Annotated in this window: 23 protein-coding genes; 19 read left to right on the top strand and 4 right to left on the bottom strand. The window is 73.0% G+C overall.

Features of this window, described 5'->3' with window-relative positions; genetic code table 11:
- Positions 1-36 precede the first annotated feature (36 nt).
- Positions 37-1,209, top strand: coding sequence for a tRNA dihydrouridine synthase DusB (gene dusB / locus EV384_RS31110; protein WP_130338985.1), 1,173 nt, complete (start codon positions 37-39; stop codon positions 1,207-1,209).
- A 78-nt stretch (positions 1,210-1,287) separates the two neighbouring features.
- Here dusB and EV384_RS31105 read toward each other — a convergent pair whose 3' ends face one another.
- Both EV384_RS31105 and EV384_RS31100 read right to left on the bottom strand, forming a co-directional pair.
- Positions 1,288-1,941 (bottom strand): C39 family peptidase, encoded by a 654-nt coding sequence (locus EV384_RS31105; protein WP_130338070.1) that lies wholly within the window; start codon positions 1,939-1,941, stop codon positions 1,288-1,290.
- 866 nt (positions 1,942-2,807) lie between these two features.
- Positions 2,808-4,658, bottom strand: coding sequence for a beta-N-acetylhexosaminidase (locus EV384_RS31100; RefSeq protein WP_423202930.1), 1,851 nt, complete (start codon positions 4,656-4,658; stop codon positions 2,808-2,810).
- Positions 4,659-4,931: 273 nt separating this feature from the next.
- Here EV384_RS31100 and ppdK point away from each other — a divergent pair, with 273 nt between their 5' ends.
- The 10 genes from ppdK (at position 4,932) to EV384_RS31050 (ending at position 16,752) form a co-directional block, all read left to right on the top strand.
- Positions 4,932-7,640 (top strand): pyruvate, phosphate dikinase, encoded by a 2,709-nt coding sequence (ppdK, locus tag EV384_RS31095; RefSeq protein ID WP_130338982.1) that lies wholly within the window; start codon positions 4,932-4,934, stop codon positions 7,638-7,640.
- A 145-nt stretch (positions 7,641-7,785) separates the two neighbouring features.
- Positions 7,786-8,139: a VOC family protein gene (locus EV384_RS31090; RefSeq protein ID WP_130338980.1), complete on the top strand. Its 354-nt coding sequence runs from the start codon at positions 7,786-7,788 to the stop codon at positions 8,137-8,139.
- 58 nt (positions 8,140-8,197) lie between these two features.
- Positions 8,198-9,448, top strand: coding sequence for a deoxyguanosinetriphosphate triphosphohydrolase (locus EV384_RS31085; RefSeq protein ID WP_130338978.1), 1,251 nt, complete (start codon positions 8,198-8,200; stop codon positions 9,446-9,448).
- A gap of 58 nt (positions 9,449-9,506) precedes the next feature.
- The gene (locus tag EV384_RS31080) at positions 9,507-10,343 is read left to right on the top strand and encodes a siderophore-interacting protein (RefSeq protein WP_130338976.1); all 837 of its coding nucleotides are present in this window, start codon (positions 9,507-9,509) and stop codon (positions 10,341-10,343) included.
- Positions 10,344-10,439: 96 nt separating this feature from the next.
- Complete coding sequence (locus EV384_RS31075; RefSeq protein ID WP_130338974.1) at positions 10,440-12,077, top strand: BCCT family transporter; 1,638 nt, start codon at positions 10,440-10,442, stop codon at positions 12,075-12,077.
- Between the two features lie 92 nt (positions 12,078-12,169).
- Entirely contained in the window at positions 12,170-13,144 is a 975-nt protein-coding gene (locus EV384_RS31070; protein WP_130338972.1) for an ABC transporter ATP-binding protein, read from the top strand.
- Positions 13,141-13,992, top strand: a complete 852-nt coding sequence (locus EV384_RS31065) for an ABC transporter permease (RefSeq protein WP_130338970.1) — start codon at positions 13,141-13,143, stop codon at positions 13,990-13,992. The genes EV384_RS31070 and EV384_RS31065 overlap by 4 nt, the downstream gene beginning before the upstream one ends.
- A gap of 10 nt (positions 13,993-14,002) precedes the next feature.
- Positions 14,003-14,254 carry a helix-turn-helix transcriptional regulator gene (locus EV384_RS31060; RefSeq protein ID WP_130338968.1) on the top strand — a complete coding sequence of 84 codons (252 nt, stop codon included), beginning with the start codon at positions 14,003-14,005 and terminating at the stop codon, positions 14,252-14,254.
- A gap of 69 nt (positions 14,255-14,323) precedes the next feature.
- Positions 14,324-16,216 (top strand): DNA primase, encoded by a 1,893-nt coding sequence (gene dnaG, locus EV384_RS31055; RefSeq protein WP_130338966.1) that lies wholly within the window; start codon positions 14,324-14,326, stop codon positions 16,214-16,216.
- Positions 16,216-16,752, top strand: a complete 537-nt coding sequence (locus EV384_RS31050) for a hypothetical protein (protein ID WP_130338964.1) — start codon at positions 16,216-16,218, stop codon at positions 16,750-16,752. The genes dnaG and EV384_RS31050 overlap by 1 nt, the downstream gene beginning before the upstream one ends.
- Before the next feature lie 128 nt (positions 16,753-16,880).
- Here the strand turns inward: EV384_RS31050 and EV384_RS36575 are convergent, their stop codons facing one another.
- Together EV384_RS36575 and EV384_RS36570 are read right to left on the bottom strand one after the other, a co-directional pair.
- Entirely contained in the window at positions 16,881-17,159 is a 279-nt protein-coding gene (locus EV384_RS36575; RefSeq protein WP_278045692.1) for a TAXI family TRAP transporter solute-binding subunit, read from the bottom strand.
- A 9-nt stretch (positions 17,160-17,168) separates the two neighbouring features.
- Positions 17,169-17,366, bottom strand: a complete 198-nt coding sequence (locus tag EV384_RS36570; RefSeq protein WP_242624376.1) for a hypothetical protein — start codon at positions 17,364-17,366, stop codon at positions 17,169-17,171.
- A gap of 68 nt (positions 17,367-17,434) precedes the next feature.
- On the opposite strand from EV384_RS36570, the gene EV384_RS31040 reads away from it, so the two are divergent.
- From EV384_RS31040 to EV384_RS31005, 8 genes are all read left to right on the top strand, one after another.
- The gene (locus EV384_RS31040; RefSeq protein ID WP_130338962.1) at positions 17,435-18,367 is read left to right on the top strand and encodes an ABC transporter ATP-binding protein; all 933 of its coding nucleotides are present in this window, start codon (positions 17,435-17,437) and stop codon (positions 18,365-18,367) included.
- A 45-nt stretch (positions 18,368-18,412) separates the two neighbouring features.
- Positions 18,413-18,604 carry a DUF397 domain-containing protein gene (locus EV384_RS31035; protein WP_130340924.1) on the top strand — a complete coding sequence of 64 codons (192 nt, stop codon included), beginning with the start codon at positions 18,413-18,415 and terminating at the stop codon, positions 18,602-18,604.
- Between the two features lie 79 nt (positions 18,605-18,683).
- The gene (locus tag EV384_RS31030; protein WP_130338960.1) at positions 18,684-19,223 is read left to right on the top strand and encodes a dihydrofolate reductase family protein; all 540 of its coding nucleotides are present in this window, start codon (positions 18,684-18,686) and stop codon (positions 19,221-19,223) included.
- Between the two features lie 198 nt (positions 19,224-19,421).
- The gene (locus tag EV384_RS31025) at positions 19,422-20,216 is read left to right on the top strand and encodes an ABC transporter permease (RefSeq protein WP_242624375.1); all 795 of its coding nucleotides are present in this window, start codon (positions 19,422-19,424) and stop codon (positions 20,214-20,216) included.
- Between the two features lie 12 nt (positions 20,217-20,228).
- The gene (locus EV384_RS31020; protein ID WP_130338956.1) at positions 20,229-21,038 is read left to right on the top strand and encodes an ABC transporter permease; all 810 of its coding nucleotides are present in this window, start codon (positions 20,229-20,231) and stop codon (positions 21,036-21,038) included.
- A 65-nt stretch (positions 21,039-21,103) separates the two neighbouring features.
- On the top strand, positions 21,104-22,210 hold the full coding sequence (locus EV384_RS31015; protein ID WP_130338954.1) for a YihY/virulence factor BrkB family protein: 1,107 nt from the start codon (positions 21,104-21,106) through the stop codon (positions 22,208-22,210).
- Between the two features lie 343 nt (positions 22,211-22,553).
- A complete protein-coding gene (locus tag EV384_RS31010; RefSeq protein WP_130338952.1) occupies positions 22,554-23,732 on the top strand; it encodes an ROK family transcriptional regulator in 1,179 nt (392 codons plus the stop codon).
- Between the two features lie 160 nt (positions 23,733-23,892).
- Positions 23,893-25,455: a sugar ABC transporter ATP-binding protein gene (locus EV384_RS31005; protein WP_130338950.1), complete on the top strand. Its 1,563-nt coding sequence runs from the start codon at positions 23,893-23,895 to the stop codon at positions 25,453-25,455.
- The last annotated feature ends 26 nt before the right edge of the window (positions 25,456-25,481 follow it).

The raw sequence follows: 25,481 nt of genomic DNA, 5'->3' as shown, positions 1-25,481 counted from the left end.
GGAAAGGCGCCGGTCGGGGCCCCGTACACTTGTCCGGTGACCGCCCCGACCCTGCCCGCACTGCGCCCGTTGACCCTCGGGCGGCACCAGGTGTGGCCGCCGGTGGTGCTGGCGCCGATGGCGGGCATCACCAACGTCGGCTTCCGGCGGCTCTGCCGAGAGCAGGGCGGCGGTATCTACGTCTGCGAGATGATCACCACCCGGGCACTGGTCGAGCGGAACCCGAAGACGCTGCGCATGATCGCCTTCGGCGCGGACGAGCAGCCGCGCAGCCTCCAGCTCTACGGCACCGACCCGGAGATCACCGCCGCCGCCGTGCGGATCGTGGTGGAGCGCGACCTCGCCGACCACATCGACCTCAACTTCGGCTGCCCGGTGCCCAAGGTGACGCGGCGCGGTGGCGGTTCGGCCCTGCCGTGGCGGCGCCGGCTCTTCGCCCGGCTGGTGAAGGCCGCGGTGGAGGCCGCGTCGCCCGCCGGGGTGCCGGTCACGGTGAAGATGCGCAAGGGCATCGACGACGACCATCTGACGTACGTCGAGGCGGGCCTCGCCGCGCAGGACGCGGGCGTCGCGGCGGTCGCCCTGCACGGGCGTACGGCCGCGCAGCGCTACTCGGGCACCGCCGACTGGGACGCGATCGCCACCCTGAAGCAGGCCCTCGACGTCCCGGTGCTCGGCAACGGCGACATCTGGGAGGCCGACGACGCGCTGCGGATGGTCGCGCACACCGGCGTCGACGGCGTGGTGATCGGGCGCGGCTGCCTGGGCCGCCCGTGGCTCTTCGCCGACCTGGAGGCCGCGTTCAACGGCCGGCCGGAGCGGCGGCTGCCCGGCCTGGGCGAGGTGGCGGTGACCATGCGCCGGCACGCCGAGCTGCTGGTCGACCAGTTCGTCGCGGGCGCGCGCAACCCGGCCCGGGGTGAGCGGGACGGCTGCACCGACTTCCGCAAGCACGTCGCCTGGTACCTCAAGGGCTTCCCGGTCGGCAGCGAGCTGCGCCGCTCCCTGGCCATGATCGACAGCCTGGCGCAGCTCGACGACCTGCTTGGCAAGCTCGACCCGGCCGAGCCGTTCCCGGTGGCCACCCTCGGCCAGCCGCGCGGCCGGACCAACTCCCCGGGCAAGGTCTTCCTGCCCGACGGCTGGCTGGCCAGCCGGGACGACGACACCGTGCCCGACGGCGCCGAGCTGGACGACTCCGGCGGCTGAGCGCGCCACGTACGCGCAGACGACGAAAGGGCCGGCCCCCGGGTGGGGGTCGGCCCTTTCGCGTGTGGTGCTGGTGGGTCAGGAGGCGGTGTAGCCGCGGGTGGCGATCCAGTCGGCGAGGTTGTCGACGCTCATCCGGTAGGAGGCCATGTTCGGGTCGGCCGAGTCGGCGATCGTCACCGTGTGGCCGCCGTCGCGGTAGCCCACGACGCTGATGTAGTGGCCGCCCTCGAAGGAGTGGGTGTTGCCGTCGGTGTCGACGGCGGTGCCGGCGATGTTGGCGACCACGGCCCGGCCGTTGTCCACGGTGTGGACGATGTCGGCGCGCAGGGTGTCGGTCTGCTTGTCGTCGGCCTTGGCGTCGCGGATTTCGACGCTGTGGTAGACGTCCTTACCGGTTTCCTTGTTCAGGACCGGGGTGATGTCGTTGACGCTGTTGGTGCCGGCCTCGGTGGTGCCCATCTCCTTGGCCATGGCGTCGACGTCGATGGCCTTGCCCTGCACGGACAGGGCGTTGCGGGTCGCGGCGGGGCCGCAGTAGTAGAAGTTCGGCTGCGCCTCGTAGCGGACGTTGAGTTCCCGCTCACCGCCGTGCTTACGGTCGGTCTGCACCTGCGCGGCGGGCTTGGCCTCGGCGGCGTGGGCGGCGATCGCGGGGCCGGCGATGCCACCGGCGGTGGCGGCGAGGCCGGCAGCGGTCAGGGCGGTCTTACGGATCAGATCGGTACGCATGATGGCGTGCTCCTCTGCTCGGGGGTACACGACACACCGCAGGGGGGTGCGGTGGTGTCGCGTGAAAAAGGGGGGGGGAAAGTCTTGGGGGATCTGCCCGGCGGCTGGGCCTGCTCGGGTGTCCCGGGGATGTAACCACCCGGGCCGGCGACGCATTCCAGGCTCACGGGTTCCGGCCGCGGGGGCCGGGGTTCCGGGGGGATGTAACCGTCCCGGCCGGCCGGGTGTTCCCACGGCCGCGGCTCCGGGCTCTACCACCCGCGGGTCCCGCGGTGGTATGCCATGTTCAACGCCCCGGCCCCGGCCGCCATTCCACCGCCGGGGTGGCCCCGACCACCGGACACCCCACCACGAACCGGACACCCCACCCACCCGGGCGCACCGCGACCCGGACACCGGACCCAGCACGCCCCGGGCCGCCCGATGTCAAGATCCGCGCACTTTCGGGGAAGATGCTGCCTCCCGACGTGCCGAGGCCGCACTCTCCCCGTTCACGCGACAGCGCGCGACCGGCCGCGACCCCAGGTTCGGGCCCGGGGCGGCGTGGCTTCTGGCCGGGGCGACCCGGACGGGACGTCCGCCCCAGGCTTGACCGCCTCGCCGCTTACGGACGGTGAGCCTCAAGCGTGTGGCCGACCATCCCATCGCCTCCTTTGCTCTACTTCACCATGGGCAACAGGCGCGGAAGGTAACTGTTGCGTCCGCTGAAGCAAAGCAAAGGGGGGTGGGTAGTGGTCGCCGGTGCGAGCGGCCGGGCAGGAGATGCCTGGTCAGGGGGCCTGCGCCGGATCGGGCGGGCGAGGAGTGGCCGGCGTCCTCGGGAAACCGGTCACTGTGCGTATGGCGGTCGGTTTGGCCGCGGGTTGTCACACTCCGTTCGCGGCGGGCGGAGGTGCGGGCGCCCCGGCCGGGTCGGGGTGGACCTGGCCGGAGGTCCGATCCGTCGTCTCGGCGGTCGGTTGCCGCGGCACCGCCGGCTGCGCCGGCTCCGCGGGCCAGGGGACCTCCGGGGACCGGTGGAACGCGATCCCGGCCCGGTCCCAACGCGGGCCGTGGCCGGCCAGCCGGTCCCGGAACCCGGCCCAGTCGTGGGTCGCCCGGGGTGACCAGGCCAGCTCGGCGAGGGCGGGCAGCCGGGGCAGCAGCATGAACTCGATCTCCGCCAGCGAGGTGACGGACTCGGTCCAGAGCGGCGCCTCGACGCCGAGCACCGCCTCCGCCGGCACGTCGGCGACGTGCGTCCCCGGGTCCCAGTCGTACGACCGCCGCACGTCGATCAGGCCGGCCCAGTCGTGCCCGATCGGGGTGTCCGGGGCGTACTTCATGTCGAGGTAGGAGTGGTTGCCGGGGGAGAGGATCAGCCGCGCGCCCCGGCGTACCGCCTCCGCGACCACCGGGTCGTCGCCGTTGGTTCCCCACCACTGGAGCACCCGCCCGTCGAGGTGCGCGGCCGGGGCGAGCTGGTGCCAGCCGACCACGGTCTTCCCGGTGGCGGCGACGATCCGCTGGGCCCGCTCGACGAAGCCGGTGTACGCCTCGCCCTTCACCTTGAACGCCTCGTCGCCCCCGATGTGCAGCCACGGTCCGGGGGTGAGCGCGGCCACCTCGCCGAGCACGTCCGACACGAAGTCGTACGTCCGCTCGTCGGCCGGGTTCAGGTAGCTGAAGCCGACCTCGGTGCCGGTGTACGGCGGCGGCGCGACCTTGTCCGGCGCCAGCTCCGGGTACGCGAGCAGCGCCGCGTTGGTGTGCCCGGGCAGGTCGATCTCCGGCACGACGGTGACGTGCCGGCGGGCGGCGTACCGGACGATGCGGCGGTAGTCGGCGGCGGTGTACCAGCCGCCGAGGCCGCCAGCCACCTCGGTGGCGCCCCCCATCGGGGCGAGCCGGGGCCAGGAGTCGACGGCGATCCGCCAGCCCTGGTCGTCGGTGAGGTGCAGATGCAGGTGGTTGAGCTTGTACCGGGCCAGGTGGTCGATCACCCGCAGCACGTCGGCGACGCCGAAGAAGTGCCGCGCCACGTCGAGCATCGCGCCCCGGTAGGGGAACCGGGGCCGGTCGACGATCAACCCACCGGGCACCACCCAGCGGTCGGCGACCGGGGCCGGGCTCTCCACCGCGGTTGGCAGCAGTTGGCGCAGCGTCTGCACGCCGTGGAAGAGGCCGGCCGGGGTGGCGGCGACGATCCGGACCTCGGCGGAGGTGACGTGGAGGCGGTAGCCCTCGTCCCCGAGCCGGTCGGCCGGGGCGGAGTCCCCCGCCGAAGTCGAAGCCGGAGCCGAAGCCGCGAGGCCGGACAGGGTGAGCGCCAGCTGCCCGTCGGTCCCGTCGTCGGCCACCTCCGCGACCAGCAGCGGATAGCCGGTCGCCGGGCGGAGCAGCTCGGCGAGCTGCTCGGCGACGTCCCGGGCAGCCGGGCCGCGGCTGACCCGGATCGCCGCGTCCTCGGGGAGCACGAAGTCGGCCGTCGGGTCCGGCGCCACCCGCTCGGGGGCCGGGATCACGTCGCCCAGCCGGACCGGCGCCGGCGGGGCGAGCAGGTCGCCGGCCGTCCGCGCGGCGGCCCGGGCGAGGTCGGCCGCCGCCGGCTCGTGCGTCGGCAGGACGGCCGGGTCGGCCGCGTCCGGGCCGAGCGGGTCCGGGCCGGTGGCGGGGGTGGCGGAAGGGATGGGCGGCACGGCGACGGCTCCGGGGTGTATTCGCGAGGGATATGGCAAAAGTCAGGTTCAGCAGAACCAGTGCCGTCAAGAGTACGAGGGGAGCCGGGATTGCGTGATCGTGCGCGTGGAAGCGTTCCCAGAAACCACCGCGAACGCGGATAGTCGTCATGGCTGTGCCTATTGTCACCGAATGGTCCCAGGCCACTCGATGTTCGCTTAACCTTCGCCCACCGATCGCTGATGACGCCGGGATTACCGGCGGTCGGCCCCGGGGTATGAGGCAACTGAACCTTCGTTAAGTGTCAAATCCGGCGCGCGTGGGAGGCTCTGGTGGCATCGCAAGATTCGGTCGATCACAAGTACGTCTACGACTTCGCCGAGGGCAACAAGGAGCTCAAGGACCTGCTCGGCGGCAAGGGTGCCAACCTGGCCGAGATGACCAACCTCGGCCTGCCGGTACCGCCCGGCTTCACCATCACCACCGTGGCCTGCAAGGCGTACCTGGAGACCGGCCGCGAGCCGGACGGGCTGGCCGGTCAGATCGAGGCGCACCTGGAGTCCCTGGAGCGCGAGATGGGCCGCAAGCTCGGCGACCCCCAGGACCCGCTGCTGGTCTCCGTCCGCTCCGGCGCCAAGTTCTCCATGCCCGGCATGATGGAGACCGTCCTCAACGTCGGCCTCAACGACCGCAGCGTGGTCGGACTCAGCGCGCAGGCCGGCGGGAACGACCGCTTCGCCTGGGACTCGTACCGCCGGCTCATCCAGATGTTCGGCAAGACCGTCTGCGAGGTGCCCGGCGAGGAGTTCGAGCACGCGCTCGACGAGGCCAAGCGCGCCAAGGGCACCGATCTCGACCTCGACCTCGACGCGGACGACCTGCGTGGACTCGTCGACGCGTACAAGAAGATCTTCGCCAAGCACACCGGGCGGGAGTTCCCGCAGGAGCCGCGGGAGCAGCTCGACCTGGCCATCCGCGCGGTCTTCGAGTCGTGGAACGCCGAGCGCGCGGTGGTCTACCGCCGGCAGGAGCGGATCCCGGCCGACCTGGGCACCGCGGTCAACGTGGTGGCCATGGTCTTCGGCAACCTCGGCTCCGACTCCGGCACCGGCGTCGCCTTCACCCGGGACCCGGGCAGCGGCGCGCAGGGCATCTACGGCGACTACCTCGCCAACGCCCAGGGCGAGGACGTGGTCGCCGGCATCCGCAACACCGTGCCGCTGCAGGAGCTGGAGCGGATCGACAAGAAGTCCTACGACGAGCTGCTCGGGTACATGGCCCGGCTCGAGGAGCACTACAAGGACCTCTGCGACATCGAGTTCACCATCGAGCGCGGCAAGCTCTGGATGCTGCAGACCCGGGTCGGCAAGCGGACCGCCGCCGCGGCGTTCGTGATCGCCGGGCAGCTCGTCGACGAGGGCCTGATCGACCTGGACGAGGCGCTGCACCGGGTCAACGGCGCGCAGCTCGCCCAGCTGATGTTCCCCCGGTTCAAGCTCGACCACGAGTTCGAGGCGGTGGCCAAGGGCATCGGCGCCTCGCCGGGCGCCGCGTCCGGCAAGGTGGTCTTCACCTCCGCCCGCGCGGTCGAGCTGGCCGCCGAGGGGGAGGCGGTGATCCTGGTCCGCCGGGAGACCAACCCCGACGACCTCAACGGCATGATCGCCGCCAAGGGCATCCTCACCTCGCGCGGCGGCAAGACCAGCCACGCCGCCGTGGTGGCCCGCGGCATGGGCAAGACCTGCGTCTCCGGCGCCGACGAGCTGGACGTCAACATCCCGGCCAAGAAGTTCACCGTGGCCGGGCAGACCGTCAACGAGGGCGACATCGTCTCCATCGACGGCACCACCGGCAAGGTCTACCTCGGCCAGGTACCGGTCATGCCGTCCGAGGTGGTGCAGTACTTCGAGGGCAGCCTCGACCCGGAGCACATCGACAACGCGCTGGTCCGGGCCGTACACCGGATCATGACCCACGCCGACGCCAGGCGGCGGCTCGCGGTCCGGACGAACGCCGACACCGGCGCCGACGCCGCGCGGGCGCGGCGGTTCGGCGCCGAGGGCATCGGGCTGTGCCGCACCGAGCACATGTTCCTCGGCGACCGCCGGGAGCTGGTCGAGCGGCTGATCCTGGCCCGCAGCGACGACGAGCGGGAGTCGGCGCTCGCCGCGCTGCTGCCGTTGCAGCGGGCCGACTTCGAAGAGATCTTCCGGGAGATGGACGGCCTGCCGGTCACGGTGCGGCTGATCGACCCGCCGCTGCACGAGTTCCTGCCCCCGCTGGAGCAGCTCGCCGTCAACGTCGCCGTCGCCCAGGAGCGCGGCGAGGACGTCGCCAAGGAGGAGGCGCTGCTCGCCGCCGTTCGGCGGATGCACGAGGAGAACCCGATGCTCGGCCTGCGCGGTGTGCGTCTCGGCCTGGTCATCCCCGGCCTCTTCGCCATGCAGGTTCGGGCGATCGCCGAGGCGGCCGTCACGGTCGCCCGCGGCGGCGCGGTGGCCAAGCCGGAGATCATGGTCCCGCTGGTCGGCGCGGTGCAGGAGCTGGAGACGGTCCGCGCCGAGGCCGAGAAGATCATCGCCGAGGTGGTCGCGGACAGCGGCGTCGAGGTGCTGATCGGCACCATGATCGAGGTGCCCCGGGCGGCGCTGACCGCCGGGCAGATCGCCGAGGCGGCGCAGTTCTTCTCCTTCGGCACCAACGACCTGACCCAGATGGCCTGGGGCTTCTCCCGCGACGACGTCGAGGGCGCGTTCTTCTGGCGCTACCTCGAGCTGGGCATCTTCGGCATCTCGCCGTTCGAGTCCATTGACCGGGAGGGCGTCGGCCGGCTGGTCCGGATCGCCGCCGAGGAGGGCCGGGCGGCCCGGCCCGAGCTGAAGCTCGGGGTCTGCGGTGAGCACGGCGGTGACCCGGACTCGGTGCACTTCTTCCACGAGGTCGGGCTGGACTACGTCTCCTGCTCCCCGTTCCGCGTCCCGGTCGCCCGCCTGGAGGCCGGCCGCGCCGTCGTGGAGACCGACGGCTCCGACTCCCGCTGATCCGCGTCGGACACGGGGTCGTCGGCCTTCGCACCGGCGGCCCCGTGGCCGTTTTCGACCCGGCCCGCGTGACGCCCGGCGCGCCGATCGACCCGGGCGGGCGTAACCTGGGCGCACTGTTCGATCAACCGGGAAGGGTGGCCGCATGACCAGCGTCTGGGAGAGCCTGACCGTCGACGCCCAGGACCCGTCCCGGCTCGCCCACTGGTGGGCGGAGGCGCTCGGCTACCAGGTGATCAGCGACCGGCCGGACGAGGTGGAGATCCGCCGGGCGCCGGACCAGACCCCGGGCATCGTCTTCGTCCCGGTCAGCGACGACAAGATCACCAAGAACCGGCTGCACATCGACCTGCGCCCGGCCAACCAGGAGGCCGAGGTCGAGCGGCTGGTCGACATGGGCGCCCGGCACGTCGACGTCGGTCAGGGCGGCGTGGAGTGGACGGTGCTGGCCGACCCGGAGGGCAACGAGTTCTGCGTGCTTCGTGAGCGCGAGGAGTGAGCCGGGTTTGCGAGCCCCGCAGTCGCGAGCAGAGGCGGTGCGGCAGCGGGGATAACGGTTGAGCGGTCGGTGGGACGACGCGGCGCGCCTGATCGACGAGGCGCCCAAGGACACCGGGTACGGGCGGTCGCCGTACGAGCGGGACCGGGCGCGGGTGCTGCACTCGGCGGCGTTCCGCCGGCTGGCGGCGAAGACCCAGGTGCACACGGCGGGCACCGACGACTTCCTGCGTACCCGGCTGACCCACTCGCTGGAGGTGGCGCAGATCGCCCGCGAGATGGGGGCGCGGCTGGGCTGCGACCCGGACGTGGTGGACACCGCGGGGCTGGCGCACGACCTCGGCCACCCGCCGTTCGGGCACAACGGCGAGGACGCGCTGGACGCGCTCGCCGCCGACTGTGGCGGCTTCGAGGGCAACGCGCAGACGCTGCGGGTGCTCACCCGGCTGGAGGCGAAGGTCCTCGACCCGGACGGCCGCTCCGTCGGGCTCAACCTCACCCGGGCGTCGCTCGACGCGGTCAGCAAGTACCCGTGGCCGCGCCGCCCGGGGCAGCGCAAGTTCGGCGCGTACGCCGACGACCGCCCGGTCTTCGAGTGGCTGCGCGCCGGCGCCCCACCCGGCGCCCGGCGCTGCCTGGAGGCGCAGGTCATGGACTGGGCCGACGACGTCGCGTACTCGGTGCACGACGTGGAGGACGGCATCCACGGCGGGTACGTCAGCCTGCGCCCGCTGCTGGAGGACGCCGACGAGCGGCGGGCCCTCTGCGTCGACGTGGCGGCCGCGTACTCGGGGGAGTCCCCGGACGACCTCGGTGAGGTGCTGGTCGAGCTGGTCGCCGAGCCGGCGCTCGCCCCGCTCGCCGCGTACGACGGCAGCCACCGGGCCCAGGCGGCGCTGAAGGCGACCACCAGCGTGCTCACCGGCCGGTTCGTCTCGACCGTGGTGGCCGCCACCCAGGAGCGCTTCGGTCCCGGCCCGCACCGCCGGTACGCCGCCGACCTGGTGGTGCCCCGCCGCATCCGGGCGCAGTGCGCGCTGCTCAAGGGCATCGCGCTGCGCTACGTGATGCGGCGCCCGGCCGCAGGTCCCCGGTACGCCAGCCAGCGGGAGATCCTCGCCGAGCTGGTCGCCGTCCTGGTCGACCGCGCGCCGGACGCGCTGGACCCGGTCTTCGCGCCGCTGTGGCGGGACGCCCGGGACGACGCCGCCCAGCTGCGGGTGGTGGTCGACCAGGTCGCCTCGCTCACCGATCCGGCGGCGCTGGCCTGGCACGGCCGCCTGGTGGGCGCCCGGCCCGGGCTGGGCTGAGCGGGCTCCGACGGCGGCCCGGTGGGGGACGGGCGCGACTTAGGCTAGCCTAAGCAGCATGAGTGAGCGCCCGAAGAAGGTCACCGCCGCGAAGGTCCTGCGGACCGAGCGGCCCACCCCGCACCTGATCCGGCTCGTCCTGAGCGGTGCGGAGCTGACCGGCCTGCCGGTGGGCGCGTACACCGACCACTACATCAAGTTCGTCTTCCCGCCGGCCGGGGTCAGCTATCCGCACCCGGTGGACCTGACCAGCCTGAAGCGGGACCTGCCCCGCGAGCAGTGGCCGCGGCTGCGGGCGTACACGGTCCGGGCCTGGGACGCGACCGCCGGCGAGCTGACCGTCGACGTGGTGCACCACGGCGACGAGGGGCTGGCCGGACCGTGGGCCGCCGCCCTGTGCCCCGGCGACGAGGTGCTCTTCACCGGCCCCGGCGGCGCGTACGCCCCGGACCCGGCCGCCGACTGGCACCTGCTGGTCGGCGACGAGAGCGCCCTGCCGGCGATCGCCGCAGCGCTGGAGCGGCTGCCGGTCGGCGCGCCCGCCAGGGTCTTCGTCGAGGTCGACGGCCCGGCCGACGAGCTGCGGCTGGCCAGCCCCGGCGCGGTGGAGCTGACCTGGCTGCACCGGGCCGGCCGCCCGGTCGGCGAGGCGCTGGTCGAGGCGGTCCGCGCGCTGGACTTCCCGGCCGGCGCGGTGCACGCCTTCGTCCACGGCGAGGCCACGTTCGTCAAGGAGCTGCGCCGGCTGCTGCGGGTCGAGCGCGGCCTGCCCCGGGACGCCCTCTCCATCTCCGGCTACTGGCGGCGCGGCATGGACGACGAGGCCTGGCGCTCCACCAAGGCCGCCTGGACCGCCCAGGTCGAGGCGGAGGAAACCGCCACCCTCCACGCCTGACCCCCTCCGGCCGGTGGTGGTCGGCGGTGCGGTCCAGGCAGGTGGAGATGCGCGGTATCAGTCCTGCCGGGTCCGTCGGCCGACCAGGATTGGGCCATGGCGGAGCAGGTGGGGGAGAGTCCGGCCGGCGCCGGGCGCACCGACCGGGTGGTCCTGACGGCGGGGGTCGTCGGGGTGCTGGCGGTGGTCGGCTGGGGCGTGTTCGGGGGCGGCTCCCTCGCCGGGGTCGGCAAGGCCGGGCTGGGCTGGGTGATCAGCACGTTCGGCTGGTTCTTCGTGGTGGCCGCGGACGCCTTCCTCGTCCTCTCCGTGGTGCTCGGGGCGTCCCGGTTCGGCCGGATCCGGCTCGGCGCGGACGACGACGAGCCGGAGTTCAGCACGCTGGCCTGGGTGTCGATGATGTTCAGCACCGGCATGGGCATCGGCCTGGTCTTCTACGCCGTCGCCGAACCGATCCAGCACTACGCGTCGCCGCCGCCGGCCGCCGGGGTGCGGCCGCAGAGCGCCGAGGCCGCCGCGGTGGCCATGCAGTACACGCTATTCCACTGGACGCTGCACCCCTGGGGGATCTACGCGATCGCCGCGCTGGCACTCGCGTACTCGACGTTCCGCAAGGGGCGCGGCAGCCGGATCTCGGCCGCCTTCGAGCCGCTGCTCGGCGCGCGGGCGTACGGTCCGATCGGGCGGGCCATCGACCTGCTCGCGGTCTTCGCCACCGTCTTCGGCTCGGCGACCAGCCTCGGGCTCGGCGCGCTCCAGGTGGCCGCCGGCCTCGACTCGGCCACCGGGGTGCCGGACAGCGTCGCCGTCGAGCTGGTGGTGATCGCGGCGCTCACCGCCGCCTTCGTGGTCTCCGCGTTCACCGGGCTGCACAAGGGGATCAAGTGGCTGTCGACCAGCAACGTGGTGCTGGCCGTCGGGCTGATGGCCTTCGTCTTCGTGGCCGGCCCGACGATCTACACGCTGGAGGTGCTGCCCGCCTCGGTCGGTGACTACCTCAATAACCTGGTGGTCATGTCGACCCGGACCGGGGCGTTCAGCGACCCGGCCTGGCTGGGCTCCTGGACGATCTTCTACTGGGCGTGGTGGATCTCCTGGGCGCCGTTCGTCGGGATCTTCATCGCCCGCATCTCGCAGGGGCGGACGGTCCGGGAGTTCGTCACCGGCGTGCTGCTGGTGCCCAGCGGGGCCAGCGTCGTGTGGTTCGCGATCATGGGTGGGACCGCGCTGCGGGTGCAGCGGACCGGCGCCCGGGACCTGGTCGGCGACGTCGGCGCGAGCGTGGAGAACGCCCTGTTCGGGCTCCTGCAAGCGCTGCCGCTGGCGACGCTCACCACGGTGCTGGCGGCGGTGCTGGTGGCGCTCTTCTTCATCACCGGCGCGGACTCTGCCGCGCTGGTGCTCGGCTCGCTGAGCTCCCGGGGCGCGCTGCGGCCGCACCGGGGCGTGGTGGTGCTCTGGGGCGTACTGATCGGGGCGGTGGCGGCGGCGCTGCTGCTCGCCGGCGGCCTGGCCGCGTTGCAGCAGGCCACCATCCTGGTCGCGCTGCCGTTCGTGGTGGTGATGCTCGGCCTGGCGGTCGCCCTCGTCCGGGAGATGGCCACCGACCCGGCGGTCCACCCGCGGGCCCGGCCCCGCCGTTCCGGCCTGGCCGCCGCCGTGCGCGCCGCCCGGTCGTACGAGGAGGAGGATCCGCCGCCGGTCACCCGCTGGCTCCACCGCCGCCCGCGCTGACCGACGCGTCCCGCCCGAGTGGGTGTACCTCAAGATGTAGTAGAGGTGCTACATTTCGCGGTACTGATCGGATCAACCATCGGGGGACGGCCATGACCGCGGTCGAACTGCCGGGAGTCAGTGCGACTCCCCACCCGCCCGACAGCGACCTCGTCCTCGACGTCCGCGACCTGCGGATGCGATACGGCAGCGTGGACGTGCTGCGCGGGGTCGGCTTCACCGCCCGGCGCGGCGAGGTGCTCGCCCTGCTCGGGCCCAACGGCGCCGGCAAGACCACCACCATCGAGATCCTCGAGGGCTTCCGGATGCGCTCGGCTGGCGAGGTCAGCGTCCTCGGCGTGGACCCGGGCCGGGGCGACGAGCGGTGGCGGGCCCGGATGGGGGTGGTGCTCCAGTCCTGGCGGGACCACGGCCGGTGGCGCGTCCGGGATCTGCTCTCCCACCTCGGCGCCTTCTACGCGCCGTACTCCACCGAGCGAAGCCGCCGCCCCTGGCCGGTCGCCGAACTGCTCGACACGGTCGGCCTCACCGCCCACGCCGACAAGCGGGTCCACCAGCTCTCCGGCGGACAACGTCGGCGGCTGGACGTCGCGGTCGGCATCGTCGGGCGTCCGCAGCTGCTCTTCCTGGACGAGCCGACGGTCGGCTTCGACCCGGCCGCCCGGCGGGAGTTCCACGAGCTGGTGCACCGCCTCGCCGACCTGGACGAGACCACCATCCTGCTCACCACGCACGACCTGGACGAGGCGGAGAAGCTGGCCGACCGGATCCTGATTCTGGCCGGCGGCCGGATCATCGCCGACGGCTCGCCGGACGAGCTGGCCCGCCGGGTGGCCGGGGACGCGGAGATCCGGTGGAGCCGCGACGGGGAGCGATTCGTCCACTCCGCGACGGACGCCACCCGCTTCGTGCGCGAGCTGCTCCGGCAGCACGGTGACGCCGTCGAGGAGCTGGAGGTCCGGCGGGCCAGCCTGGAGGACGCCTACATGGCGCTGGTGTACGAGCAGGAATCCGGTACCCGGACCGGCGCGGCGGCCCGGGTGTGGCAGCAGGGGAGCGACAGATGAGCCCGACCAGAGCCGCCGTCGCGACCGGCCTGCAGCGCGGCGGGATCGAGCTGCGCAACACCTTCACCAACTACCAGGACCTGTGGAACTACTTCTTCCCGACGGCGGTCCTGCTGGTGGCGATGTTCTTCATGCGGGGTTCGACCGTGCCGGGCACCACCTTCTCCCTCGGCGCCCGGACGCTGCCCAGCGCGCTCGGCATGGGGCTGGCCTTCGGCGGGATGCTGGTCCTGGCCCAGCAACTCGTGGTCGACCGGGAGGACGGCACCCTGCTGCGGGCCAAGGCCACCCCGAACGGCATGCTCGGCTACCTGATCGGGAAGATCACCCTGATGTCGGCGGTGGCGCTGATCAGCATCGCCATCCAGCTGACCCCGGCGCTGTTCTTCCTCGACGGGCTCCGGCTCAGCGACCCGGCCGCCTGGTTCACCCTGGCCTGGGTGGCCGTGCTCGGCCTGGTCGCCACCCTGCCGATGGGGGCTGTCCTCGGCTCGCTGATCGAGAACCCGCGGAACCTGGGCCTGGTCATGCTGCCGACGATGGGGCTGGTGGCACTCTCCGGCATCTTCTACCCGATCAACGGCTACCCGGGCTGGCTCCAGGCCGTCGCGCAGGTCTTCCCGATCTACTGGCTAGGGTTGGGCATGCGCTCGGCGCTGCTGCCGGACGGCATGGCCGCCGTCGAGCTCGGCGGATCCTGGCGGCACCTCGAGATGTTCGGCGTGCTCGGGCTCTGGGCCGTGCTCGGGCTGACCCTGGCCCCGGTGGTGCTGCGCCGGATGGCCCGCCGGGAGTCCGGCTCGCGGGTCGCCGCACGCCGGGAGAAGGCCATGCAGCGGGTGGTGTGAGAGGGCATCGATGAGTGAGACGGTGCACAACCGGATCGCCGTGCTGCGCGCCGAGCGCGGCATCTCCCGCCGGCAGCTCGCCGACGCCCTCGGCGTGCACTACCAGACGGTGGGCTACCTGGAACGCGGCGAGTTCCGGCCGAGCCTGCACCTGGCGTTGCGGATAGCCGCGTACTTCGAGGTGCCGGTCGAGGTGGTCTTCTCCATCGAGCCGTTCCCCAGGATCGGGGACACGACCACCGGCGCCGCCCGTACGGCCTGACGCCGCGCCGGGCGGCATTCGCCACACGGCCGTCCCCCGACCGCCGGATCGTCGGTCCGGCAGGGCAGGATGTACGCCGAGGAGGTGGCGGAGATGGCGGGGCGGATCCGGGACGAGGACATCGCGCTGGTCCGCGAGCGCAGCTCCATCGCCGAGGTCATCTCCGACACGGTCACGCTGAAGTCGGCCGGCGGCGGCAACCTCAAGGGGCTCTGCCCGTTCCACGACGAGAAGAGCCCCTCGTTCAACGTCTCGCCCGCCCGCAACGTCTGGTACTGCTTCGGCTGCGGGGCCGGCGGGGACGCGATCAAGTTCCTGATGGACGCCGAGCACCTCAGCTTCGTCGAGTCCGTCGAGCGGCTCGCCGCCCGCGCCGGCATCCAGCTGCGGTACGTGGAGGACGACCGGTCCGCCCCGCGCAGCCGCCCCCAACAGGGGCAGCGGCAGCGGCTGGTCGCCGCGCACGCCGCCGCAGTGGAGTTCTACCGCGCCCAGCTCACCACGGCCGGCGCCCGCCCGGCCCGGGAGTTCCTGGCCCAGCGCGGCTTCGACCGGGCCGCCGCCGACCGGTACGGCTGCGGCTTCGCCCCGGACGGCTGGGACCTGCTCACCAAGCACCTGCGCCAGCAGGGCTTCACCCACGACGAGCTGGTCACCGCCGGGCTGTCCCGACCGGCCCGGTCGGGCTCCCTGATCGACCGGTTCCGCCGCCGGCTGCTCTGGCCGATCCGCGACCTCACCGGCGACGTCATCGGGTTCGGCGCCCGCAAGCTCTTCGACGACGACGACGGCCCGAAATACCTGAACACCCCCGAGACGCCGATCTACAAGAAGTCGCACGTCCTCTACGGCATCGACCAGGCCAAGCGGGAGATCGCCAAGCAGGGCAAGGTGGTCGTCGTCGAGGGCTACACCGACGTGATGGCCTGCCACCTGGCCGGCGTCAGCACCGCCGTGGCGACCTGCGGCACCGCGTTCGGCACCGACCACATCGGGGTGCTGCGCCGCCTGCTGCTGGACACCGACGCGGTGGCCGGCGAGATCATCTTCACCTTCGACGGGGACGCCGCCGGCCAGAAGGCCGCGCTGCGCGCGTTCGAGGACGACCAGCGCTTCGTCGGGCGCACCTTCATCGCGGTCAGCCCCGACAACATGGACCCGTGCGAGCTGCGCCTGGCCAAGGGCGACCTGGCCGTCCGCGACCTGGTCGCCCGCCGCGAGCCGCTGGTCGACTTCGCGTTGCGCCACATGATCAACCGGTACGACCTGGACACCGTCGACGGCCGGGTGGAGGCGATGCGCCGGGCCGCCCCGCTGGTCGCGAAGATCAAGGACCGGGAGAAGCGCCCGGAGTACGTCCGCAAGCTCGCCGGTGACCTCGGCATGGAGATCGAGCCGGTGCAGCGGGCGGTGCTGGCCGCCGGCAACGGCCAGCCGAACGGCGAGCGCCCCGCCCCGGCCCGATCCGCCCCGGCCGCGCCCGCCGTGGACAGCCCGCGGTCGATGGTCGAGCGGGAGGCGCTCAAGCTCGCCCTCCAGGAGCCGGTGCTGGCCGGCCCGATGTTCGACGCCGTCGAGTCCGCCGAGTACCGCCACCCCGTCCATTCGGCGGTGCGGGCGGCGATCGCGGCGGCCGGCGGCGCGGCGGCGGCCACCGGCGGCGCGGTCTGGATCGAGCAGGTTCGCGACGCCTGCGAGGACCTGGCCGCCCGGGCGCTCGTCGGCGAGCTGGCCGTCGAGCCGCTGCGCATCGACGGCGAGCCGGACCCGCGCTACGTCTCGGTGACCGTGGCCCGGCTCCAGTGGGGCTCGGTGACCGCCCGGATCAAGGACCTCAAGTCGAAGATCCAGCGGATCAACCCGGTGAGCAACAAGGACGAGTACTTCGCGCTCTTCGGGGAACTGCTCTCGCTGGAGCAGCACGCGCGGGCGCTGCGCGAGCAGGCCGCCGGAGGACTGTGATGGGACTGTTCAACCGGAAACCGAAGCTGTCCCCCGCCGACCGGCCGCCGCTGGCGACCGACGAGCGGGTGCTCGCCTGGGCCGCGGCCGGCAACGGCGAGGGCGACGGCGTGGTGGTCGCCAGCAACCTCGGGCTCTGGCTGCCCGGCCGGGCGCACCGGCTGGGCTGGCACGACATCCTCAAGGCGGTCTGGTCGGGGCGCGAGCTGACCGTCACCCCGGCCGAGCGGGTCGCCGAACGGGACGGCTACCTGGTGGTGGCCGACTGCCCGGCCGAGACGTACCTGCTGCTCGATCCTGGGGACCTGCCGCACCAGGTGCGGGCGAGGGTCACCCGCTCGGTGGCGTACACCGCGCACCACGAGGTGCCCGGCGGCGCCGGGCGGATCGCCGCCCGCCGGGTGGCCGGCGTGGACGGGCTGACCTGGACGGTCCGCTACGACCCGGGCACGCCGGCTGCGGACGAGGCGGTGGCCGCCGAGACGGACCGGCTGGTCGCCGCCGCCCGCGCCTCGACCGCCCCCGTCGACGTCTGAGGCGTACCCCACCGGTGGAGCCGAGCCGCCAGTGAACCGGGTGCCGGGGGCGGGCCTGGCGCGACCGGGGCGAGCGCCCGGCCGCGATGCCGGGCCCGGACGGGATGTCCGGACCCGGCCCGGGTGGATCAGTTCGCGTCGAGGTCCTGCAACGCCTTGGCCGCGCCCCGGTGCAGTGGCACGGGGTCGGTCTTGCGGGCGTTCTCCAGGCTGATGCCCTTGGCCGCCGGATTGGCCTGGGCGAGGGCGTCCTTCTTCTCGAACACGGTCTTCGTGATCGCGCAGGCGACGTCGGCGTCGAGGTCCTTGCGCACCAGCAGCACATTCGGCACCACGATGGTCGGGGTGTCGGTGGGCGTCCGGTAGACGTCCGCGCGGATCGTCCCCGCCTGGTACGCCGGGTTCAGCTCGGTCAGCTACGGCAGCAGCGGGCTGATGTCGATGAACTTGACCTTGTCCCCGGCGGTGGTGAACAGGTCGGTGAGGCCGTCGGTGGGCAGCCCGCCGGACCAGAAGAAGCCGTCGATGCCACCGTCCTTGACCCCCTGGGCCGGGTGGAGCGAGGCGGCGGCACCCCGTCGCGCACCGTAGCTGGCATTACCTTGTGTAGCCACCCGCGCGCCTTCCGCCGCATCCCGGTTAACCGGTCGATGGTGTCGGACCCGGCCGCTATGGTCGGCCGGTGACCACTGCTCAACCACTCATCCAGGCTCGGGGGCTGGTGAAGCGGTTCGGCGACTTCACCGCCGTCGACGGCATCGACGTCGAGGTGCGACCCGGTGAGGCGTTCGGCTTCCTCGGGCCGAACGGCGCCGGCAAGTCCTCCACCATGCGCATGGTCGGCTGCATCTCCCCGCCGAGCGGCGGCGAGCTGCGCATCCTCGGCATGGACCCGGTCCGCGACGGCCCGGCGATCCGGGCCCGGCTGGGCGTCTGCCCCCAGCTGGACAACCTCGACCCGGAGCTGACCGTCCGGGAGAACCTCACCACCTACGCCCGCTACTTCGGCATCCCCCGCCGGGTGGCCCGCGAGCGCGCGGCCGAGCTGCTCGACTTCGTCCAGCTCACCGAGCGCGCCGACAGCAAGGTCGAGCCGCTCTCCGGCGGCATGAAGCGCCGGCTGACCATCGCCCGCGCGCTGGTCAACAACCCGGAGATCGTCCTGCTCGACGAACCCACCACCGGGCTCGACCCGCAGGCCCGGCACCTGGTCTGGGAGCGGCTGTTCCGGCTCAAGCAGCAGGGCGTCACCCTGGTGCTCACCACCCACTACATGGACGAGGCCGAGCAGCTCTGCGACCGCCTCGTGGTGATGGACGGCGGCCGGATCGTGGCCGAGGGCTCGCCCCGCGCCCTGATCGAGCGGCACTCCACCCGGGAGGTGGTGGAGCTGCGCTTCGCCGCCGACTCGCAGGAGGCGTTCGCCGGCAAGCTCGACGGGCTGGGGGAGCGGGTCGAGGTGCTGCCCGACCGGATCCTGCTCTACGTCGCCGACGGCGACGCGGCGGTCGCCGAGGTCACCGCGCTCGGCCTCGTCCCGGCCAGCGTGCTGGTCCGGCGCAGCAGCCTGGAAGACGTGTTCCTGCACCTCACCGGTCGCACACTGGTCGACTAGGGGCATCGGTCCGCCCGTCAGCGGCGGGGTGTGGCCCAGCCACAGATGGACCTGACCGGCGCCGTCTGGCGCAAGAGCAGGCGGAGCAACACCCAGGGCGGGGACTGCGTCGAGGTGGCCGGCAACCTGACCGGTGTCGTCGCCGTACGGGACAGCAGGGACCCGGACGGTCCGGCGCTGCTGATCCGCCCCGCCGCCTGGCGCTCCTTCGTCGCCGCTCCGCCCAGCCAACCCTGAACCGGCCGGTCCCACCGATGAGTTCGGCGGCCGGGCGCGGTCGACCCCATGACGACCGACCGGATGGGTGGAGGACGACATGAGCGGTGGACTGGTGCGGTGGCACGTGACGATGTCGGTGGACGGCTTCATCGCCGGGCCCGGCGACAGCATGGACTGGTTCCTCGGGCAGGGATACCGGGCGAGCGGAGCGGCCGACGAGGTGATCGTCGGCGCCGGGGCGATCCTGACCGGCCGGCGCAGCCACGACGTCGGCCGGGCGATGGGTCAGCAGCCGTACGGCGGCGCGTGGCGCGTCCCGGTGCTGGTGCTGACCCACCAGCCGGCGGAGGTGGACGGCCCCGACGTCCGGGGCGTGTCGGCGGAGATCGGCGAGGCGGTCGCGCAGGCTCGGGCAGCCGCCGGGCGGCGGGACGTCGTGGTGTTGGGCGCGCACGTCGCCCGCCAGTGCCTCGACGCCGGGCTGCTCGACGACATCCTGATCCACGTCGCCCCGGTGCTGCTCGGCACCGGCGTACGCCTCCTCGACCGGCCCGGCGCGGCGCCGGTCCGGCTCCGCCAGCTCGACCGCGCGGATCCCGCCCTTCTCCCGGACCTGCACTTCGCCGTCCCCCGCTGACCCCAGCGGTCCACCTCGTCGATCATGAGGTGTCACTTTCCACGTCGGCGTGGCGAGGCGACACCCCATGATCGACGCCCCGGATGCGGGAGACGGAAAGTGACGCGACAGGGGCGGTGGGTCGCCGTAGGGTGGCCGGCGGTCTGTCGTACCCCGAGGGTAGGAAGGCCTGGTGAGCGGAGAGCGGGGAGGGTCGACGTGAGCGTGGCGGAGCGGGTCCGGCCGGCGTTGCCGCGGGTGCCGGCGCTGGCGGTGCTCGCGCACTACCTGGTGGGTTACCGGCGCACCTGGCGGGCCGGGGTCTTCTCGTCCTTCCTGCTGCCGGTGCTCACCGTGGTCGGCTTCGGCTTCGGCGTCGGGGCGTACGTCGACCAGGGCGTCGGCGGCGTGCGCTACCTCGACTGGCTGGTGCCGGGCCTGATCGCCTCCACCGCCATGCAGGTGGCGATCGGCGAGTCGACCTGGCCGGTGCTGAGCAACTTCCGCTGGATCAAGACCTACTTCGCCCAGGTCGCGGCGCCGCTGCGGGTGGGTGACATCCTCGCCGGCCACCTTGCCTTCGTGCTGTTCCGGGCGTTCACCAGCACGGCCGCGTTCCTGCTGGTGACCGCCCTGTTCGGGGCGCTGCGCTCACCGTGGGCGGTAGCCGTGCTGCCGGTGGTGCTGCTGCTCAGTCTGGCGGTCGCCGCGCCGACCTTCGCGTTCAGCGCCTGGGCGCCGAGCGACAGCTACCTGGCGCTGCTGTTCCGCTTCGCGGTGATTCCGATGACGCTCTTCGCCGGGGTGTTCTTCCCGGTCGAGTCGTTGCCGTCGGGGCTGCGCCAGCTGGCGTACGCGACGCCGCTCTGGCACGGGGTGGACCTCTGCCGGGCGGCCACGCTCGGGGTGGCTCCACAGTGGTCGGTCCCCGGCCACCTGCTCTACCTCGCCGTCTGGGCGCTCGCCGGCTGGCTGCTGGCCCGGCGCGCGTTCCGCCGCGAGCTCGTCGTCTAGGGGAGGGGTGTCATGGTCGGTCTCGTCCTGCCCCGGCTGGTCAGCTTCGAGGGGGCGCCGCGCCGGTCGGCGTCGGTCGCCGAGCGCAACCTCACGTCGCTGAGGAGCGCGTACTGGCTGGTGCTCATCTCCGGCTTCCTGGAGCCGGTGCTCTACCTCTTCTCCATCGGCATCGGGGTGGGGACGCTGGTCGGCGACCTCACCCTCCCCGGCGGCCGGGTCGTCTCGTACGCCGGGTTCGTCGCGCCGGCGATGCTGGCCTCGTCGGCGATGACCGGCGCGCTGGCGGAGACCACCTTCAACTTCTTCGGGAAGATGAAGTACATGAAGCTGTACGACGGGATCATCGCGACCCCGGTGCAGCCGTTCGAGATCGCCCTCGGCGAGCTGGGCTGGGCGATGATCCGGGGGGCGCTCTACTCGGCCGCCTTCCTGGTCGTCATGGTGGCGATGGACCTGACCAGCGTGGGCCGGGCGGTGACCGCGTTCCCGGCCGCGGTGCTGGTCGGTTTCGCCTTCGGCGCGCTCGGCATGGCCGTCGCCACGTTCATGCGCAGCTGGCAGGATTTCGACCTGATGGGCTCGGCCCAGTTCACCCTTTTCCTCTTCTCCGGCACCTTCGTGCCGGCCGAGGCGTATCCGGCCGTGCTGCGCTGGGTGGTCGAGCTGAGCCCGCTCTACCGATCGGTGCACCTGATCCGGGGCATCTCCGTCGGCGCGGCCGGCTGGTCGTGGCTGCTCGACGTGGCGTACCTGCTGGCGCTGACCGGGGTCGGGCTCCTCGTGGCCTCCCGGCGGATGGGCAGGCTGCTCTACAAGTAGGTGGTTACCACCCCTTTCGTCGGGGCATGTCGTTGCTGACGATGCCGACCATGAGGGGAGGGGCGATGGCCTCCGACGAGTCTTCCGCCCGCAGCGGGCGCGACCGCGACAAATCCGGCGCGGGCTCCGCGCCCCGCAGGGGCGTGGAGCGGGCCCGGAACCGCCTCGACCTGGACCGGCGGGGTCGGGGGCCGGACCGCTCCGGGCCGGTCGGCCCGGCCGACGGGCCGGACAGCCCGACCCAGCTTCCGGGCGCCGGGTGGAAGGCCGCGCTGAAGCGCACGGTCAGGGAGTTCCAGGACGACAGCCTCACCGACTGGGCGGCCGCGCTCACCTACTACGGGGTGCTCTCGATCTTCCCGGGCGTGCTGGTGCTCATCTCGGTGCTCGGCCTGCTGGGCACCCGCGCCACCGAGGGGGTCAAGGACACCGTCAACCAGGCGGTGCCCCAGGAGAACATCCGCGAGATCATCGAGACCGCGATCGAGCAGGCGGGCGCCTCCGGCGGCCTGGCCAGCATCGCCGCGATCATCGGTCTGCTCGCCGCCTTCTGGTCGGCCTCCGGCTACATCGCCGCCTTCATGCGCGCCTCCAACACCATCTACGACGTGCCGGAGGGGCGGCCGATCTGGAAGACCCTGCCGATCCGGCTCGGGGTGACCGCCCTGGTCGGCGTGCTGCTGCTGGCCGCCGCGGTGATCGTGGTCTTCACCGGCGGTCTCGCCGAGCAGGTCGGCAGCGCGATCGGGCTGGGCTCGACGGCCGTGACGGTGTGGAACATCGCCAAGTGGCCGGTGCTGCTCATCCTGGTCAGCCTGATGTTCGCGATCCTCTACTGGGCCTCGCCGAACGCCCGGCACGGCGGTTTCCGCTGGGTCAGCCCGGGCGGTGTGCTCGCGGTGGTGATCTGGCTGGTGATCTCCGGTCTCTTCGCCCTCTACGTCAGCAACTTCGGCTCGTACAACAAGACCTACGGGGCGCTGGCCGGCGTGATCATCTTCCTGGTCTGGCTCTGGCTGAGCAACATCGCGATCCTGCTCGGCGCGGAGTTCGACGCCGAGTTGGAGCGCGGCCGGGCCATCGAGGCCGGGCACCCGGCCGAGGAGGAGCCGTACGTGGAGCTGCGCGACGACCGCAAGCTGAGGAAGAAGCGCAACGCCGCCGGTCGCTGACCGCCACCACCATCCGTCGACCGCCCCCCTGGGATTGGGTGCTCGAGAGCCACGCCGCGGACCACTGACCGTCGGACGGGTGACCGGGGACCGTCGTCCACGGGTCGGGGCCGCGGGTGGCATCGCCACGCGCGGCCCCGCTGTCTGCGGTCGTACCCACGCCCGTCGCCCGCGACCAGCGCGCTTTTCGTGATCCACTACGTGCTTTTGCTCAGATGGACAAAAGTTTGGGTCGGATCGCGCTGAAGCTATGGACACGCGGCCCGGAAGGCTCCTACTGTGTCGGACACGACACATCGCCGTTGCGTCGATGTGAACGACTCCGATGCGGAGGTGAGTCCCGGTGCGGACGGTGGACCCCCTGCACGTACGGCTGTTGCGGTTGCTCCGGGACGAGGGGCCGGTGTCCCGGGCGGAGCTCTGCGACCGGTTGCAGATGCCGCGCCCCCGCCTCCTCACCGAGCTGGAACGGCTGGTCGGCCTCGGCTACGTCGCCGAGGCTGGGCTGGCCGCGTCCCGCGGCGGGCGGCGCTCCACACTGGTCGAGCTCAGCCCGCACCTGCGCTTCGCCGCGGTCGACCTGGGCGCCAGCTCGATCGACGTCGAGGTGGTCAACGGCCGCCTCGAACCGGTGGTCGCCTACACCGAGCCGGCCGACATCCGCTCCGGCCCGAAGGTGACCCTCCAGCGAGTCAACGAGCTGCTGCACAAGGCCAAGGTGGATGGCGCGTACGAGCGGCTCGACTCGGTCGGCATCGGCGTGCCCGGGCCGGTGAGCTTCCGCGACGGCGTCCCGGTCTCGCCGCCGATCATGCCGGGCTGGGACCGCTTCCCGGTCCGTGAGCTGCTCACCCGGGAGCACGGGTGCCCGGCGGTGGTCGACAACGACGTCAACATCATGGCGATCGGCGAACGGCACGGCGGCGTCGCCCACTCGGTGGACGACTTCCTCTTCATCAAGATCGGCACCGGGATCGGCTGCGGCATCTACCTCAGCGGGGAGGTGTACCGCGGCACCGACGGCTGCGCCGGGGACATCGGCCACATCCAGGTCGACGCGAACGGTCCGATGTGCTCCTGCGGCAACCTCGGCTGCCTGGAGGCGCTGTTCAGCGGCGCCGCGCTGGCCAAGGAGGCGACCGCGGCGGCCCGGGCCGGCATCTCCCCGGCGCTCGCCGAGCGGCTCGACGCCCGGGGCGCGCTGACCGCGCTGGACGTCGCGCAGGGGGCGGCCGAGGGGGACGTCACCTGCATCCAGCTCATCCGCGACGGCGGCCGGCGGGTCGGCGGCGTGCTGGCCGGGCTGGTGAGCTTCACCAACCCGTCGATGATCGTGATCGGCGGCGGGCTCGCCCAGCTCGGGCACATCCTGCTCGCCGAGATCCGCAGCGTGGTCTACCGCCGGTCGCTGCCCCTGGCCACCGGCAACCTGCCCGTCGTCCTCTCCGAGCTCGGCCCGCGCGCCGGGGTCGCGGGGGCCGCCGTGCTCGCCAGCGACCTGGCCTTCGGCGAGGCATCGTGAGCGCGAGGAGTGAGCCGGGCTTGCGAGCCCCGCAGTCGCGAACCTGGGAGGCATTGTGACCGGCCGCGACACCGATCCGGCCGGCCCGGCCGGCGCCGACGACGCGCAGGAACCGGCCGGCCCGGGCCGGCCACCGACGAGCGGGAGCGAGGAGGTCGTCGTGACGAATGCACCGCTGGTGGAGGCGCCCGCGGACACCATCGCGGGGGAGGTGGTCCTGCGCCTCACCGATGTGGTCAAGACCTTCCCCGGCGTACGCGCGCTGGACGGGGTGCAGCTGGAGGTGCGCGCCGGCGAGGTGCACTGCCTGCTCGGGCAGAACGGCGCCGGCAAGTCCACCCTGATCAAGGTGCTCTCCGGGGTGCACCGGCCGGACTCCGGCGAGGTCCATTGGCGCGGCGAGCCGGCGGCCTTCGCCAGCCCGCAGGCCGCGATGCGGGCCGGGATCGCCACCATTTACCAGGAGCTCGACCTGGTCGACGACCTCTCGGTCGCGGAGAACGCCTTCCTCGGCCACGAGCCGCGCCGGTTCGGTTTCGTCCGTCGCGGCCGGATGGCCCGCCGGACTCGGGAGATCCTCGGCCGCCTCGGCCACCCGGAGATCCCGCCGGGACGGATGGTCCGGGCGCTCCCCGCCGCCGGCAAGCAGGTCGTCAGCATGGCGCGGGCGCTCTCCCACGAGGCCCGACTGATCATCATGGACGAGCCGAGCGCGGTGCTGGCCCACGATGAGGTGGGCAACCTGTTCCGGATCATCCGCGAGCTGACCGCGCAGGGCATCGCGGTCATCTACATCTCGCACCGGCTGGAGGAGATCCGCGAGATCGGCGACCGGGTGACCGTACTCAAGGACGGCCGGACCACCGCGGCGAACCTGCCGGCGCGCGACACCCCGACCCGCGACCTGGTCGCCCGGATGACCGGCCGGAGCATCGAGTACGTCTTCCCGGACCGCCCGGTCGACGACCCCGCCGGCGCCGAGCTGCTGCAGGTGGAGGGCCTGACCCGGCCGGGCGAGTTCGCCGACGTCTCGCTGACCGTGCGGGCCGGCGAGATCGTCGGCGTCGCCGGGCTGGTCGGCTCGGGTCGCTCCGAGCTGCTGGAGACCATCTACGGCGCCCGCCGCGCGCAGGCCGGCACGGTCCGGATGGGCGGCCGGACGCTGCGACCGGGCAGCGTCGGCGCGGCGGTGCGGGCCGGCATGGGGATGGCCCCCGAGGAGCGCAAGAGCCAGGCGCTGCTGCTCGGCGAGTCGATCTACCGCAACGTCACCCTGGCCACCTTCGGCCGGTACGCCCGCTTCGGCTTCACCGACGCCGGGCGGGAGCGGGCCGAGGCGGACCGGATCGCCGACTCCCTGGAGCTGCGTCCCCGCGACGTCCGGCGGCCGGTGCGCACGCTCTCCGGGGGCAACCAGCAGAAGGTGGTGGTCGGGCGCTGGCTGCTCGGCGACACCCGGCTGCTGCTGCTCGACGAGCCGACCCGGGGCGTGGACGTGGGCGCCCGGGCCGAGCTCTACCAGGTCATCCGGGCGCTGGCCGCCCGGGGCGTCGGCGTCCTGCTGGTCTCCAGCGAGGTGCCCGAGGTGCTGGGGCTCGCCGACCGGGTCCTGGTGATGCGCGAGGGCCGGGTGGTCCGCGAGGCCCCGGCCGACGAACTCGACGAGAACACCGTGCTCGACCTCGTCATGGCGGGGTCCCTCATGGAAGGTGCGCCGGCATGAGCGAGCGCAGCGAGCGAATCGACGCG

Source organism: Micromonospora kangleipakensis (assembly GCF_004217615.1).
In the GTDB taxonomy this organism is placed as follows: Bacteria; Actinomycetota; Actinomycetes; order Mycobacteriales; family Micromonosporaceae; genus Micromonospora; species Micromonospora kangleipakensis.
This window is presented reverse-complemented; position numbering and strand designations above follow the sequence as displayed.